Source organism: Algoriphagus sp. TR-M9, assembly GCF_027594545.1.
Classification (GTDB): Bacteria; Bacteroidota; Bacteroidia; order Cytophagales; family Cyclobacteriaceae; genus Algoriphagus; species Algoriphagus halophytocola.
Genome location: NZ_CP115160.1, coordinates 4788934 through 4803139, shown reverse-complemented (window position 1 = coordinate 4803139; position 14206 = coordinate 4788934). Strand labels below are relative to the sequence as shown.

General features: G+C 43.3%; 14 protein-coding genes. 5 read left to right on the top strand and 9 right to left on the bottom strand.

Annotation, left to right across the window (positions count from 1 at the left end):
• The first annotated feature begins 96 nt into the window (after window positions 1-96).
• The gene (locus PBT90_RS20325; protein ID WP_264808326.1) at window positions 97-414 is read left to right on the top strand and encodes a hypothetical protein; all 318 of its coding nucleotides are present in this window, start codon (window positions 97-99) and stop codon (window positions 412-414) included.
• Window positions 415-420: 6 nt separating this feature from the next.
• On the opposite strand, the gene PBT90_RS20320 is transcribed toward PBT90_RS20325, so the two are convergent.
• The 4 genes from PBT90_RS20320 to PBT90_RS20305 form a co-directional block, all read right to left on the bottom strand.
• The gene (locus PBT90_RS20320) at window positions 421-804 is read right to left on the bottom strand and encodes a hypothetical protein (RefSeq protein WP_264808325.1); all 384 of its coding nucleotides are present in this window, start codon (window positions 802-804) and stop codon (window positions 421-423) included.
• Window positions 805-919: 115 nt separating this feature from the next.
• Complete coding sequence (locus PBT90_RS20315) at window positions 920-1291, bottom strand: hypothetical protein (protein WP_264808324.1); 372 nt, start codon at window positions 1289-1291, stop codon at window positions 920-922.
• A gap of 6 nt (window positions 1292-1297) precedes the next feature.
• Entirely contained in the window at window positions 1298-1855 is a 558-nt protein-coding gene (locus tag PBT90_RS20310) for a hypothetical protein (protein WP_270130971.1), read from the bottom strand.
• A 150-nt stretch (window positions 1856-2005) separates the two neighbouring features.
• Window positions 2006-2440: a hypothetical protein gene (locus tag PBT90_RS20305; RefSeq protein ID WP_270130969.1), complete on the bottom strand. Its 435-nt coding sequence runs from the start codon at window positions 2438-2440 to the stop codon at window positions 2006-2008.
• A gap of 62 nt (window positions 2441-2502) precedes the next feature.
• Between PBT90_RS20305 and PBT90_RS20300 the strand changes: the two genes are divergently transcribed.
• Complete coding sequence (locus PBT90_RS20300; protein ID WP_270130967.1) at window positions 2503-3420, top strand: 1-aminocyclopropane-1-carboxylate deaminase/D-cysteine desulfhydrase; 918 nt, start codon at window positions 2503-2505, stop codon at window positions 3418-3420.
• 61 nt (window positions 3421-3481) lie between these two features.
• Here PBT90_RS20300 and PBT90_RS20295 read toward each other — a convergent pair whose 3' ends face one another.
• The 4 genes from PBT90_RS20295 to PBT90_RS20280 all read right to left on the bottom strand — a co-directional run bounded on the left by PBT90_RS20295 (window position 3482) and on the right by PBT90_RS20280 (window position 8262).
• Entirely contained in the window at window positions 3482-4012 is a 531-nt protein-coding gene (locus PBT90_RS20295; RefSeq protein ID WP_270130965.1) for an REP-associated tyrosine transposase, read from the bottom strand.
• A gap of 149 nt (window positions 4013-4161) precedes the next feature.
• Window positions 4162-4800 (bottom strand): AlbA family DNA-binding domain-containing protein, encoded by a 639-nt coding sequence (locus PBT90_RS20290; RefSeq protein ID WP_270130963.1) that lies wholly within the window; start codon window positions 4798-4800, stop codon window positions 4162-4164.
• Window positions 4801-4825: 25 nt separating this feature from the next.
• Window positions 4826-6868 (bottom strand): excinuclease ABC subunit UvrB, encoded by a 2043-nt coding sequence (gene uvrB, locus PBT90_RS20285; protein WP_264808320.1) that lies wholly within the window; start codon window positions 6866-6868, stop codon window positions 4826-4828.
• Window positions 6869-7089: 221 nt separating this feature from the next.
• Window positions 7090-8262 carry an Lnb N-terminal periplasmic domain-containing protein gene (locus PBT90_RS20280; RefSeq protein ID WP_270130961.1) on the bottom strand — a complete coding sequence of 391 codons (1173 nt, stop codon included), beginning with the start codon at window positions 8260-8262 and terminating at the stop codon, window positions 7090-7092.
• Between the two features lie 128 nt (window positions 8263-8390).
• On the opposite strand from PBT90_RS20280, the gene PBT90_RS20275 reads away from it, so the two are divergent.
• The 3 genes from PBT90_RS20275 (at window position 8391) to PBT90_RS20265 (ending at window position 12736) form a co-directional block, all read left to right on the top strand.
• Window positions 8391-10631, top strand: coding sequence for a T9SS type A sorting domain-containing protein (locus PBT90_RS20275; RefSeq protein WP_270130958.1), 2241 nt, complete (start codon window positions 8391-8393; stop codon window positions 10629-10631).
• A gap of 72 nt (window positions 10632-10703) precedes the next feature.
• Window positions 10704-12017 carry a gluconate:H+ symporter gene (locus PBT90_RS20270; RefSeq protein WP_270130956.1) on the top strand — a complete coding sequence of 438 codons (1314 nt, stop codon included), beginning with the start codon at window positions 10704-10706 and terminating at the stop codon, window positions 12015-12017.
• Between the two features lie 245 nt (window positions 12018-12262).
• Complete coding sequence (locus tag PBT90_RS20265; RefSeq protein WP_264808316.1) at window positions 12263-12736, top strand: RidA family protein; 474 nt, start codon at window positions 12263-12265, stop codon at window positions 12734-12736.
• Here PBT90_RS20265 and PBT90_RS20260 read toward each other — a convergent pair.
• Entirely contained in the window at window positions 12733-14127 is a 1395-nt protein-coding gene (locus tag PBT90_RS20260; RefSeq protein ID WP_264808315.1) for an MltF family protein, read from the bottom strand. The two genes, PBT90_RS20265 and PBT90_RS20260, sit on opposite strands and share 4 nt — an antisense overlap.
• Window positions 14128-14206 lie beyond the last annotated feature (79 nt).

Sequence of the window (14206 nt, the reverse complement as noted above, 5' to 3'; positions counted from 1 at the left end):
CCCAAGACAGTTTTGAAAATATTCTTCTGTGCCGGATTAAAAATCCTACGAAAGGGATTCGGGATTACAAATCCCGAATAGCAGACTCACCCTATTTTGGAAGAAAAGGGAATAGAATTGGCAATTAAACGCTTGGATTTAGTCCATGCCGGCGTTTCAGGAAATAAGTTTTTCAAACTCAAATACAATCTGGAAAAAGCGAAAATCGAAGGAAAAAATAAGATCCTGACCTTTGGAGGGGCCTTTTCAAATCATATTTATGCTACGGCTGAGGCAGCGAAAGCTGATAACCTAGAATCAATTGGGATCATCCGGGGAGAAAGAACATCACCTCTCAATGCCACCCTTTCACATGCCGAAAGACTCGGCATGCACCTTCATTTTATAGATAGAAAAAGCCACCGCAGGATATGACTCAATTCAATTTTCGATATAGGTTAAATTTTCAAGTTTCCATTTGTTCTCTACAGAGGTAAAGTCCCCGGTTATAAGCATATTATCACTTGGCAAAAATATTTTCATTTCAGCTTTGTATTTCAATGAATCATATTGAATATCCCTGATTATAAAAACTCTACCCGTTGTGTCATATGTAAGCTTCAGAATTTTATTTCCAAATGTAATGCTATCACAACCTCGAGAATATTCGTTTTGATAAAGAAAATACTTGTCAACTGAATCTCTATGAAGGTCAAATAATTCCTCCGCCAAGATTTGATCCATCATATTTTTAACTTGGCATTTTTCTCCAAAATTTAGATTTATCAAAACTAGAACAACGATAGCGAGTACTTTCAAGCCCATATTGCTTCTTAGTTAGAATATGTACTGTGTTTTACCTTCATACAGTAATGAATTAAGTTTTGGTTATTCTTTTGCTACGAAGATTACATGGGAAATTTTAACTACTTAAGTATTATCAATAAACGATGAACGTGGAATTTTCCAGTTTCCATTTTCCTTTAATTTTATCATATTTTCCTTTCAGAACCATATTTTCATTTTCAAGTAAAACCTCTATGTGCGCTCTAGTTCCAAGAGAATCCAGTTTCAAAATTTTGAAGACATTTCCCTCTTCCTTCGAGCTTAACACAAGTGTCTTCTTACCAAATTTCACATGGCTACAATTCTCCGAATACTCATTTTTAAAAAGGTAATATTCTGTGTCAGATTCTCTATGAGGCCTTATGTATTTCATCATAAGCAATTGTTCCATCATATCCTCCACAACACAGTTTGGTTTTAAGTTTAACTGTGTCAGTAGAATAGCTGTTATTAAAATCGATTTCATGGCGTATTAATTTCCGGTTAAAATTGTTTTTGCGTTATGTCTCCATACAGTCTGACCATAAACTGTCTGCTCGAAAATAACGCCTTCTTCACCAGGATAGGTATTCCCATCCACATAATCCCCAAAATGCACATATTCATGAAGAATAGAAACTCCCATCAGAAATGCCAGCCCATTTGCATCCATTGTCCCAGGAACCGAATTCTCCATATCGTTGACTAGATCAATATCGATGAACAAATTATTTGGGTGAGAAGCATCAAATTGTCCAAGTATTTCGTATCCATTTTGATCTGTTCCTAACTGATGAACAATAATTGTAGGCCCATCTCCCCATTCTAGATCCTCTTGAATTTCAGTTAAAGTGAGACCAGTAATATTCATGATCGCAGCAGTTATCGCATAATTGGTTTTTAAGAGAGGCATTTTATTTTTCAGGTATTCGGTCAGTTTAGGATACAGATCTTCGTAGCCTGAATTTGGCGGGTATTTAAAGCCGTTCTTGTCAGATGTAGTATAACTATAGCTGGAAGGTCCTCCACCTCCAGTACAAGGATCAATCACCGTAGTAGTGCATGACTAAGGAGTGCAATTAAAATACTCCCTTGCTTTGCAGTAAATAGCAGTGCTCTCATATAGAAACGTGCTAAAGTGTTGAATACTGATTGGAAATCCTACGAAAAGAATTCGGGATTGAAAATCACGAATAGCGGATCAAATCATTACGTAGCTAATCTTCACAAGCCTATATTCTCCATTCTGACATTTAAACTCTCCCGTGGCTCCTAAATTGTCATTTTCCAGAAATATTTCTATTACAGACTCTTTTTTCAGCGTATCAAAGCTAGCTAAGGTGACTTCAAAAACAGCGCCTGTGTCTACTTCAGTCAACTGTAGCATTTTATCCCCAAACTTGATACAAGGATCCTCCTTCACAAATTTATTTTGAAGAATATAATAGTCCCTACCACTGGCCTTGTGATTGTCATACTGCTTGTGATCAAGCATTTGCTGGATCATTTTACCAAGTTCCTGCGGGCATTCAGTACAGACAGGATCAGTAAGCCATCCCGTCGATATCAATGTGATTAAAAAAACTTTTATATAATACATGCTATTGGCTCTTATTCTATAAATATCAGTTTTCATATTCTAGCAATAAAATAATTTCACCACCTTTAACTTTGTCACTTTCCCAACAAAGCCAGTCCATGCTTACCTATTCCCAGACTGAAAACCAATTTCTGACTCACCCTATTTTGGAAGAAAAGGGAATAGAATTGGCAATTAAACGCTTGGATTTAGTCCATCCGGAGGTTTCCGGAAACAAGTTTTTCAAACTCAAACACAATCTGGAAAAAGCCAAAACAGCAGGAAAAACTAAGATTATGACCTTTGGAGGGGCTTTTTCAAATCACATCTATGCCACTGCGAAAGCCGCCCAAGCAGAAAATCTGGAAGCGATCGGAATCATACGCGGAGAAAGAACGGAGCCATTAAATTACACCCTACGCAGTGCTGAGGAAGCCGGCATGCAGTTGGAGTTTATAGACCGAAGCTCCTATAGAAATAAAACAGAACTTGGATTTCTAGCGGGATTATCCGAAAAATTCGGTGATTTCTTCCTGATCCCCGAAGGCGGAACAAACGAACAGGCGATCAAAGGAACCCAAGAAATACTAAGACATAAAGACTCGGATTTTACGCATATCACGACCTCGATCGGCACGGGAGGAACCTTTTCCGGCTTATTTTCTACTCTAGATAACCATCAAAAACTACTGGGGTTTTCCGCACTGAAAGGGGAATTTATCCATAGGGAAATCGCTGAGCTAATTGAAAAGTATCAATTGACAAGTAAGGGCAGTTATGAGATCATTACACCATACCATTTTGGGGGATACGCGAAATGGAAACCCGAACTGGTCGAGTTAATCCGATGGTTTTGGGAGGTTTTTAAGATTCCTCTAGACCCTGTATACACCGGAAAGATGATGTTTGGACTATTTGACCTGATCAATAAAAATCATTTCCCCAAAGGGTCTAAAATTTTGGCTATTCACTCCGGGGGACTTCAGGGAAATATAGGTTTCGAAGAAATGACCGGCATCGGCCTTCCTTCAGTGTAATCCTGCTCCTCGGGATTTGCAATCCCGAGGCTGTGCCGTTGGATTTGTAATCCATACCCAATCACCCAAAGTCTGCCAACTCAAGCATTCCTTTTTTAACCCCAAAATATCCCGCAGCACTACTCCAAAGGTAGTCTTCTTCTCTTTCTACCCAACCTGCACGAACTGGGTTCATATGTATATAATTGACCTTGGTGTCAAAGAATTCCTTGGAATATATCTCCTCCCCATGATACCCCTCTTCCCAAAACCAAATCCTATCTCCCACTGTCAAAAGACTCAACAACCAGTGTTTCCTGCTTTCTTGTGGGTTGTCAACAATCAACTTAATTATCCTTTTGGAAATGAATTTCTTGAAGTCACGGATAATATCACTCAGATCTTCATTTTTTGCTCTAAGGATTAGGTGTAAATGGTTCGACATGATTACCCATGAATAAATTTCCAAACCTTTATTTTGTTGACAGTACTTAAGATTGCTGATCAATTCCTCACGATATACATTACGGGTAAAAACATCAACCCAATGGTGTACGGTGAAAGTCACAAAATGTACAGCTCCTTGATCTTTGATTCTGAATTCAGATGGCATACTAAAAAGAGTTTTAATCTTAATTTAAAGAAATTGCCTGTGAGCTATAAAAATACCTCTTCAAAGCCGGATTGAAAATCCTACGAATGGGATTCGGGATTGCAAATCCCGAATAGCGCGGAATATAGGTTTCGAAGAAATGACCGGCATCAGTCTTCTTTCAATGTAAAATAGTCCTCTGATTCCTGAGGATGGATTTTCAGCACATTTGCCAATACCAGCCTTACCAAGGTTTTAGAGGCCAGAAAATAAGGCAACTTACCAGCTTTGGCATATTCCTTCATGGTAACTCTGCCCTGCTCACCGAGCAACTTCATCAAGATCTCTTCCTTTTTGCCATATTTAAAAATGATATCCTTTGGATTTTTCTCCCGTCGCAGAATCTCCCAAATCTCCCTACTCGCCTGCACACTGCGGTCCGCCACACGGATATAGCTTTGCTTTTTATTGTTTTCCTTTAAAAAATGGGGTCTGTTTTCACTGAAAGGGATTTTAAAAACCGCTACTCCTTTTTTCTCATTCAGTTTGATCGAACTCATTTCATATTCCAAAACCGGAAATATCAACTCCTGAATAGCTTTTTCCATCACATAAATCTCCTCCTCTATGTATCGCTGTCCGCTCACCGTACCATCATCATCTACCCCTATCAGTAGCGTGCCGCCAGCAGTATTGGCAAAGGCTATCACTTCCCGGACGATCTTTTCCGGAAATGCCACCTTCTTCTTAAATTCTATCTTTAGCCCCTCGCCCTGAGAAGCGAGAAACTTCACCTCTTGCAGCGTCATATTTAGTGTATTTTGGAGTGAAAGCTTACTTCCCCACTCCTTGGTTCAGTTGCTCCAGCCTTGATTTCAAACTCTGCCATTCGTCCCTCAGCCTGGCAGCTTCCATAAAATTAAGCTCCTTTGCAGCTTTCTCCATTTGTTTTTGGGTCTGCTGGATCAGCTTCTCCAGTTTGTCCTTGCTCAGATATTGCACCACAGGATCTGCCGCCATGCTTGCCTCGCCCGGCATAGGCTCAGCATAGACTTTGGCATTCTTTTTAGAATCCGCCACTTTTGTTTGACCCATGATCTTATCATGAGATTTTACCACAGTAGTCGGCGTGATGCCATGCTCTTCGTTATATGCAAGCTGAAGCGCTCTTCTACGTTTGGTCTCATCTATGGCCGCCTGCATGGATTCGGTGATTTTATCCGCATACATGATCACTCGTCCCTCGGAATTACGGGCTGCACGCCCTATGGTCTGTACCAAACTCCGCTCATTTCTCAAAAAGCCTTCCTTATCCGCATCCAATATTGCCACTAAGGACACCTCCGGCAAATCAAGCCCTTCACGCAGCAGGTTCACTCCGACCAGCACATCAAAGATCCCCAGACGAAGTTCACGCAAAATCTCCACTCGGTCCAAAGTCTTCACCTCAGAGTGAATGTACCTGGATTTCACACCTGCCCTTTCCAAAAACTTCTGTAACTCTTCCGCCATTCGCTTAGTCAGCGTTGTCACTAAGACCCTGGCACCCGACTTGACAGTCTGGTCGATTTCCTCCAGCAGATCATCGATCTGGTTTTGGCTAGGACGCACTTCTATAGTAGGGTCCAGTAGGCCGGTAGGTCGAATGATCTGCTCCACCACTACTCCTTCAGTCAAAGACAATTCATAGTCCGCTGGCGTGGCAGAAACATAGATAACCTGATTTGTAAGTTCCTGAAACTCCTCGAATTTCAAAGGCCTGTTGTCCAAGGCAGATGGGAGCCGGAACCCAAAATCCACCAAGTTCACCTTTCTGGAGCGGTCTCCACCCCACATGGCACGTACTTGCGGTACGGTCACATGGCTCTCGTCTATCACCAGTAGGTAATCTTCAGGAAAATAATCCAACAAGCAGAAAGGTCTAGCTCCAGGGGCCCTTCTATCAAAATACCGGGAATAATTCTCCACACCCGAGCAATAGCCCAACTCCCGGATCATTTCCAAATCAAATTCGGTTCGCTCCTGCAGGCGCTTTGCCTCCATGAATTTGCCTTCCTTTTCGAAGAAATTAACCTGATCCACCATATCGTGCTGGATCTCGTGAATAGCTGTTTGCAAAGTATCCTTTCCCGTCACAAACAAATTTGCCGGGAAAATGGAAATTATCTTTTCGTCATTCAATTTTTTGCCCGTTTGCGGATCTATCCGCTGTATGGCCTCAATCTCGTCTCCCCAAAAGAAGATTCTGTAACCCCAATCCGCGTAGGCTACAAAAATATCCACCGTATCCCCCTTCACCCGAAAAGTCCCATGCGTCAAATCCTGATTGGTTCGACTATAAAGTATATCGACTAGTTTGAACAGGAGTTGATTTCTGGGAATTCTGTCCCCTTCCTGCAGTCGGATAACATTTTTACTGAATTCCTCGGGGTTCCCAATACCATAAATACAGGAAACCGAAGCCACCACAATCACATCCCTGCGACCGGTCAGCAAGGCTGAGGTGGCACTTAGCCGTAATTTCTCAATTTCCTCATTGATGGAAAGGTCCTTTTCTATATAAGTACCCGAACTCGGGATAAAGGCTTCGGGTTGGTAATAATCATAGTATGAGATGAAATATTCGACCGCATTTTCCGGAAAAAACTGCTTGAATTCCCCGTAAAGTTGTGCTGCCAGGGTTTTGTTATGGCTGAGCACCAAAGTGGGTTTTTGAACCTGCTGGATCAGATTGGCTACGGTAAAAGTTTTGCCAGAGCCGGTCACTCCTAGCAAAACCTGCGCGTCATCACCGTTATTCACACCTGCTGCCAGTTGTTCTATGGCTTTGGGCTGATCTCCGGTGGGTTGATATTCTGAGGTAAGTTTGAAATCCATGGGCTAGCTTCGAAAATACCCAACACGCGAGGGCTATGCAAAAGTTTTATAAAGAGAAAAAAACATTCTTAAACCAATTTTGTCAGTTCCAGCTTCTGGAGAAGCAGGACAAAAAGAACATCTACATCAGGAAGTTTCCATAGGGCCTGAGTGAGAACAGTCTGGACGGTCAACAGCAAGACCAGTATGCTCAGGGGCTCATTCCATCGTGGTATAATAAACTATGGCAGAACCTGTCTGAATTTAGGCAAATTGTAATAGAGATAGTTCGTTCTCAAGATCAATATCAACAGCAAAGGAATCAAGCTGGGATGAAAAGACTGCCAGCCCATAATCCAAAAAACCACTGCTGCATCTGCCATGATCAGTGCTGCCAAAAGATACTTGGTCACCCAAGACCTGATTTGCTTTTTCAAGAGAGCTATGGCCAAAACCAAGTGCCCCGGAAATGCCCAGAGTAAATTCCAGTTCCACTTGGTGGATCGGATTTCTGAGCCAAACCAAAGAAAAGCCATAACCAAGCCTACAATCCCCAAGAGACTGAAAAACGTGATATCTATCCCCAAAAAGAGCTTTTTCTTCCGGAAACCCACAAAAGTCAGCACGGCAAAAGCAATGAAAATCACCCAGAAAATCCAATAGGGATTCACTGTAGGCATGGAGTTTACTTTGGGAGCAAAGTCCAAAATCGCTTTACTTTCACTTACCAGCGGCCGGGTAGGCCCATCTCCCTCGATCTCTGCCCGGGCAAATGCCTGCTCCATATATTTGGGAAGAAACTGCTCCTCCCGAGGTGAGGCGTCACTTTCCAGTCTTGATCCCAGCGCAAGATCTATCCCCAAATCCGCCCAGGGCATATAGAAAACCTGTTCATCTATCAGGTCCCTGAAGGTCTTCTCTACCGGTACCTGCGCCTCATCCTTCCAGATCAGTTGCTCACCCAAAACCTTCTCCATAGCATCCCGTATTCTGGTCGCACAGTTGTCATAGAAAAAATCATAGCGATAGGCTCGGTTTTCAGGTTTGTAATTATTCTCAAGAAATCGAACCAGCTGGATTTTCTGATCCTCATTCAGGTCCAGCACCTGCTCACGCACACTACGCTGATGGTACTGGTATTCAGCCAAAAAGCGGTCAAAAGTGGATACCGCAAGGATGTAGTCCAGTCTACCGGTAGCAAATTTTCCATAGAAATTAGGAGTGTCAAAGTTGAAGGTGCCATAGTTAAAAACCATATCTCTTCCAGACTGCCTATCCAGTACCCGAATGGCACTATGCCCAAAGGCAGAATACAGCTCTTCCCCGGGGTCACAGGTCAATAAAGAAATGCGTAGGTCTTGGGCCTGAACCAAACTTAAAGTACTGAGGGTCAGTAAAAAAATCAGACTAAACATTACTTTTTTAAACATCATTTTACTATCTTAATAGTGGATTTTTTACAATTATTTTTAAAATGGTTTGTTGGGACGAAATTTTAGCCCAAAGGGAGGCTTTTTTTCGATGCCGAATATACAGCATATTCTTGGCAGTTGCATTTTACGGTCTTTTGCCAAGGGTGATGTACCCCCAAGAAATAAATGCCTACAAAACGGTGGGTAATGGAAATTACAATAATCCTTCGACCTGGAATGTCTTTGATGGTGTGACCTGGCAAGCCGCATCTAGCAAGCCAACCCATGTTAATGACATCTATATAGATGTAGGGCACAGATTGACTTTAACAGGTGATGAAGAAGCTAAGAGTGTATTTATAAATGCACAAACCAGCGCTGGTCAAAAACTGAACTTAAACGGATACAATCTGGATATTTATGGAAGCCTTCAGGCATTTGACGGGGCTGCTCCTGGCACGCCTTCTGGAACTTGGAATAGCCAGAATTGGATTGGTAATTCCAGCTCAAGCTCCCTTACTTTTAAGGGCTCAACTCGGGTTATTATCCCCCTAAATTCATGGAGTGGATTTTCCACTCAAAGTAGGTACTCGGTTATTTTTGAAGCCGATCCCGGAAATATTTTTACGATAGAGGAACCAATTAAAGCAGTGCGATTCACGATTCGGTCTGGTATTGTTTATCAAAAATTAGACACCACTGTTTTACCAAATTTCTGTCCTACTTTATCCTTTAATACCGAAACCAGTTATTATCCAGCTGGAGTATTTGGAAATTTTGTAATTGAAGATGGAGGCACCCTACTCACAGATTGCAATGAAGATATCATTTTCCGATCAGCCTCTGTCAGCGCCAATCTTTTCGATCTGCAATCAGGAGGAACCCTGATTTTGGAAGGTACGAATCCTAAAATCGAAGCAGCCAATTTTCAGATGGACGGAAAGGTGATCTTCAGAGGAGGTGCCACTACCAAATCCCTGCCTGCACCTACTTTTGCTGATGCCGGTGCTATCACTTCATTTCATGATCTTGAAATAGAGGGAAATAGAAATGTGCAACTTCCTCCTACCCTTACTATCACCGGGGACATGACTCAAACAGGTACTGGAGAGTTTTTAAGCAACACCTCCCACATCACTTTTGAAGGTGATGTTGACCAGGAAATTTCAGGATTTGCTTTTAGTCCTCTGGATCTGACTATAAATAAGAGCGATGGGGAAGTCCGTTTTGAGCAGGATGTAAGTGTGCAGGGAAGCCTAAGCATGCAAAATGGAAGACTGAATTTCCTTGATAATTCTCTAACTATTAATTCTTCAAGTTCAGGGCTTTTGGATTATCAAGGCGGTTCATGGGAGAACCTAGCTAGTTTCACTTATGCAAATCCGCCCAGCACCTTTAACTCCGATAATGGCACCTTCCCTTTTGGTGACAGGTATCAAGGAGGCGTGCGAAAGGTCCAGTTGCTGGGTACTCACTCAGGAGGAAACCTGACTGTGGACTATACGGAATACCGGGGAGCTGATTATAATGCCGGTTTTGTTGATACAGATAATACCCCAATCCTTTATCGGCTTTACTCTTACTTTAATTTCTCAGGATTAAACTCAAGTTCGAATCCATTGGAGTTAAGGATTTCAGCAGACAAGCTAATTGTGGATGAGCCAGAAGATCTTAGATTGGTGTGTACGGGATATGCAGCTCCAGGAAGTCACAAAGAAAGTTCAGATGAAACTAACCTATGGGCAATACGAGAACTTACTTTCGATGATCTTCCAGGTAAAAACTTCACTGTAGGAAGTTTCCGCACACTCAGTATTTTACCTGCGACATGGCTATCTGTGCAGGCCGAAAGGCTTGGGAATGCCGGACTCGTCAAATGGTCGGTGGCTCAGCATAATGCCCATGACAAATTTGAAATATACCGTTCTTCAGACCCTATTGGCTTCCGCACCAAAATAGCCGAGCTTTCTACAAATGAAGACTCAGAGCAAGTAGGATACTATTCCTTTCTGGACTATGATTATTTGCTTAATACAGAAAATTACTACATCATCAAGCTCATAGACGAGACAGGAAATTGGTCATGGAGCCCGGTAGCTCGCCTTAAAAACCCAACATTTAAAAAAATCGAACAAGCATATATTTCTCCCAATCCGCACCGCTCAGGAAAGATCACTGTTTGGTTTCCAGACCAGTTCAACCCCACAAATTCCAAGGTTTTGGTTCACACTGCCCAAGGCAATTTGCTGCGCTCTTTCAGCTATGAGCCCTTCCTATTGAGCAGTGAACTGGAGTCCTTACAAGCTGGCTTGTATTTATGTACTTTCGTTGGCGAGGATACTACGCTAAAAGTTCGCTGGATTAAGAAATAGAAGATTCATAACTGGCCTAAGCCACTTTTCCCCAATTTTTCTATCTTAGCCCGCTAAACCCAATCTCTTCCTATGACCATTCTTCTTGTACTGCTCAGTATTGCGATCCTGGTATTGCTGATCGTCTGGGCCAAGCTCAATCCTTTTTTAGCTTTTCTCCTGGCATCCATTGCTGCAGGATTTTTATTAGGCTTGCCTGCGGATCAGATTGCAGGCTCAGTACAGCGGGGCATGGGTGTACTCCTAGGCGACCTAGTAATCGTGATAGTCACGGGAGCCATGCTGGGTAAGCTGGTGGCAGAAAGTGGTGCCGCCCAGAAAATCGCGGGTGTATTGATGAAAACTTTTGGTGAAAAACACATCACCTGGGCCATGTCCTTTACGGGTCTGGTAGTGGGCATTCCACTGTTTTACAATGTGGGTTTTGTGCTGCTGGTGCCGCTGGCTTTTACGGTAGCCTACCAGTATAAAATCTCTGCAGTGTATGTGGGTATTCCCCTTTTGGCAGCACTCTCGGTGACCCATGGCTTTCTGCCTCCTCACCCATCTCCAGCAGCACTAGTGGCACAGTTTGAAGCCAATATGGGACTGACACTATTTTATGGATTTGCGATCGCTATCCCTACCATCATTGTTGCTGGGCCGATTTTTGCCAAAACCCTGAAAAACATGCAGGCTAGTCCGCTGAAGACTTTCCAGGCAGATATCAAACCTGAATCTGAACTTCCAAGTACGCTTAATAGCTTTTTCACTGCCTTGCTCCCGGTGGTATTGCTGGTGGGCACCACTGCTTTGAACCTAAATGCGGAAGGAGCCAGCAGCAGCTCAAAGTTGATTGCCTTTGTGGCAGATCCGGGCATAGTCATGTTGATTTCTGTGTTGATCGCCACCTTTACGCTGGGAATCAAGCGGGATTTTAACATGAAGCAAATCATGGATATATACACGGTCGCAACCAAGGATATTGCTATGATTCTCCTAATCGTGGCCGGTGCAGGGGCTTTGAAACAGATTTTCACAGATACCGGAGTCAGCCAGGAAATCGCCGAAGGCCTTCAATCCTGGGAAATCCATCCCCTAATCCTAGCTTGGACCATCACTGCGGTGATCCGGGTATGTGTGGGGTCTGCCACGGTGGCCGGACTTACTACTGCTGGTATTATCGCACCGCTGGTCACTACTATGAACGTAGATCCCAACTTGCTGGTGCTATCTATAGGAGCTGGAAGTTTGATGTTTTCACATTTCAACGACGCCGGATTCTGGATGTACAAGGAATTCTTCAATGTAAGCATAAAGGACACCATTAAATCCTGGTCTTTGATGGAAACCATAGTAGCGGTTTGTGGACTGATCGGAGTACTGATCCTGGATGTATTTATTTAAATAATGTCATTATCCGAAATATAGCCAGTGAGGCTTTCCCCTATTTTAGAAGGGACATAAGACGGGAGGCAGAAGAAGACCAGATACTGAGAAAATCCGAATTCTTTTTTGTTTTGGTAGCATGAATGGCAGATCCCTAAAAGCCTGAAATAATTACCGCTCTAACCATTAAATAAAGTAGACTTGGCTAAATTTAGCCAGCCAATGACTTTGCGCAGCAAAGCTGATCCTAAAAGCACTATACTATGGAAACTCCAGAAAGTAATTTTTCCAAACTTGGCCTAGTCCTTCCTCCTGCCCCAAAACCTTTAGGGGTTTACAAGCCCTGTCTGATCGATGGCAAATACCTTTACCTCTCCGGTCATGGTACGGTTAAGGAAGACGGCAGCTTAATCATGGGCAGGATAGGAGTAGATCTGGATATGGAAGAAGGAAAACTTGCCGCCCGACAGGTAGGGCTGGCCATGCTCGCCACTATTCAGTCAAACCTAGGCTCACTCAACCGCGTAAAGCGGGTGATCAAAGTGTTGGGAATGGTCAATTGCATTGAAAGCTTTGAGCGGCATCCCTACATTATCAATGGCTGTAGCGAACTGTTTGCTTCAGTCTGGGGTGAGGAATACGGGATAGGCGTACGATCTGCTGTGGGTATGGGCTCTTTACCAGACAATATCCCTGTAGAAGTTGAGGCTGTATTTGAACTGCACGAGGGCGCTTAGGGCTCCACCAGTGCTTTGTAAGAATCGAAGACACTCATTACATCCTCTACATAGTTCACTGCTAAGTGTCCTTTGGCATAGCCGCTTTTCACGATGGGATCGGTGTAGTAGCTAGGGTCGGATTTGAGCTCCAGATATTTGGAGACAGATTCCCAGCTCTGGGTATTTTCCCCAAATTTCAATGCCAGCTTCCAGGCATCTTCCACGTGTCCATGACCAATATTGTAAGAAGCCAGGATAAACTTGATTCTTTCGCTGGTTTCAGGTACCCTGCCTAGCCAAAACTTGTCTAAATACCGGAGGTATCGCACCCCTCCCATCAGGGATTGCTGGGGATCATTGGGGTTGGTCACACCAAAACGCTCCAAGGTCACAGGCATCAGTTGCAGCAGCCCTTTTGCGCCAGCATAAGAAGTGGCCACCGTGTCAAATCGGGACTCCTTGTACACCAGGGAAGCCAGTAACCTCCAGTCCCAGCCAAGTTGGGCAGCACCACCTTTGATGATATCATCGTAAACGGAGATCTGATTGCCTGCCAAGGAAGAAAAAGGGCTGGTATTGCGGAAATAGCTGTTTTTGGAATTCAGGAAATATTTAGCGTATAGATCCGGGATAAAACGCTTCTGCTTATCTTCCAGCCAATTATTCAATGCTGAAAGCAGTTTGGTGGAATTCTTCCGGACTACCCAAGAAACTTCTCCGTCGCGTTCTACTTTCCAGGAAATATTGAGGTCACCATAATAGGTAGCATTAGCCTGAGCGATATTTTGATCTGCGATAGTCCATTTGATCTCTCCATCAGCCACGCGGTCAATTAAGGTTTCTTCATGGTCTGGAGTGGGGAAAATCGTATAATCCAGCTGCAGGGAGTCCTTCATGGCACACAATTGGGATTTGTAGATTGCTCCCTCTCGCACATATATGGTATCGGTACCCAGATCTTCCCAGGCTTGGATTTTAGGCGTGTTTTTGTTCCCCACCAAAACAGTGTTCATTTTGCCCAAAGGAATTGAGAAGGCAGCTTTTTCTTTGCGCTCCTCACTTTCTTCCAAGTTGAAGGCAATCACATCCACTTGTCCAGAGGCCAGGTAATCGAAGGCTTTTTCAATATCTGAAACCAAAACCAGATGTAGCTGAACATCCAGTCGCTTGGCCAGGTCACGAAGCAGTTCAAACTCATAACCCATGCGCCTGCCTCTGTAGATGTAGTAACCGGTAGAGTTATTGTCCACGGCAGCGCGGATAAAGCCCCGGTTTTGAATCCCATTGAGGTCAAGTATGTATGGCTCTTCCTTTTCCTTCTTACTCTTATAATTCTCCAAGAAGGTGCATTGCACACCGAAGAGCAGCAGGGTAACTATGGTAGAGAATAGAATAAATACTTTTTTCATTCACTAGGGCAGCGATAGCCCAGGATGTTTCACATCTGCCCAGTTGGCAAATGCTATGCCAAAAGAAAAAACAAGAATT

Bases quoted from the DNA above. Each gene is read 5' to 3' on its own strand.
- PBT90_RS20320 (WP_264808325.1), bottom strand. From the start codon at position 804: ATGGGCTTGAAAGTACTCGCTATCGTTGTTCTAGTTTTGATAAATCTA.
- PBT90_RS20315 (WP_264808324.1), bottom strand. From the start codon at position 1,291: ATGAAATCGATTTTAATAACAGCTATTCTACTGACACAGTTAAACTTA.
- PBT90_RS20305 (WP_270130969.1), bottom strand. From the start codon at position 2,440: ATGAAAACTGATATTTATAGAATAAGAGCCAATAGCATGTATTATATA.
- PBT90_RS20300 (WP_270130967.1), top strand. From the start codon at position 2,503: ATGCTTACCTATTCCCAGACTGAAAACCAATTTCTGACTCACCCTATT.
- PBT90_RS20295 (WP_270130965.1), bottom strand. From the start codon at position 4,012: ATGCCATCTGAATTCAGAATCAAAGATCAAGGAGCTGTACATTTTGTG.
- PBT90_RS20290 (WP_270130963.1), bottom strand. From the start codon at position 4,800: ATGACGCTGCAAGAGGTGAAGTTTCTCGCTTCTCAGGGCGAGGGGCTA.
- uvrB (WP_264808320.1), bottom strand. From the start codon at position 6,868: ATGGATTTCAAACTTACCTCAGAATATCAACCCACCGGAGATCAGCCC.
- PBT90_RS20280 (WP_270130961.1), bottom strand. From the start codon at position 8,262: ATGTTTAGTCTGATTTTTTTACTGACCCTCAGTACTTTAAGTTTGGTT.
- PBT90_RS20270 (WP_270130956.1), top strand. From the start codon at position 10,704: ATGACCATTCTTCTTGTACTGCTCAGTATTGCGATCCTGGTATTGCTG.
- PBT90_RS20265 (WP_264808316.1), top strand. From the start codon at position 12,263: ATGGAAACTCCAGAAAGTAATTTTTCCAAACTTGGCCTAGTCCTTCCT.
- PBT90_RS20260 (WP_264808315.1), bottom strand. From the start codon at position 14,127: ATGAAAAAAGTATTTATTCTATTCTCTACCATAGTTACCCTGCTGCTC.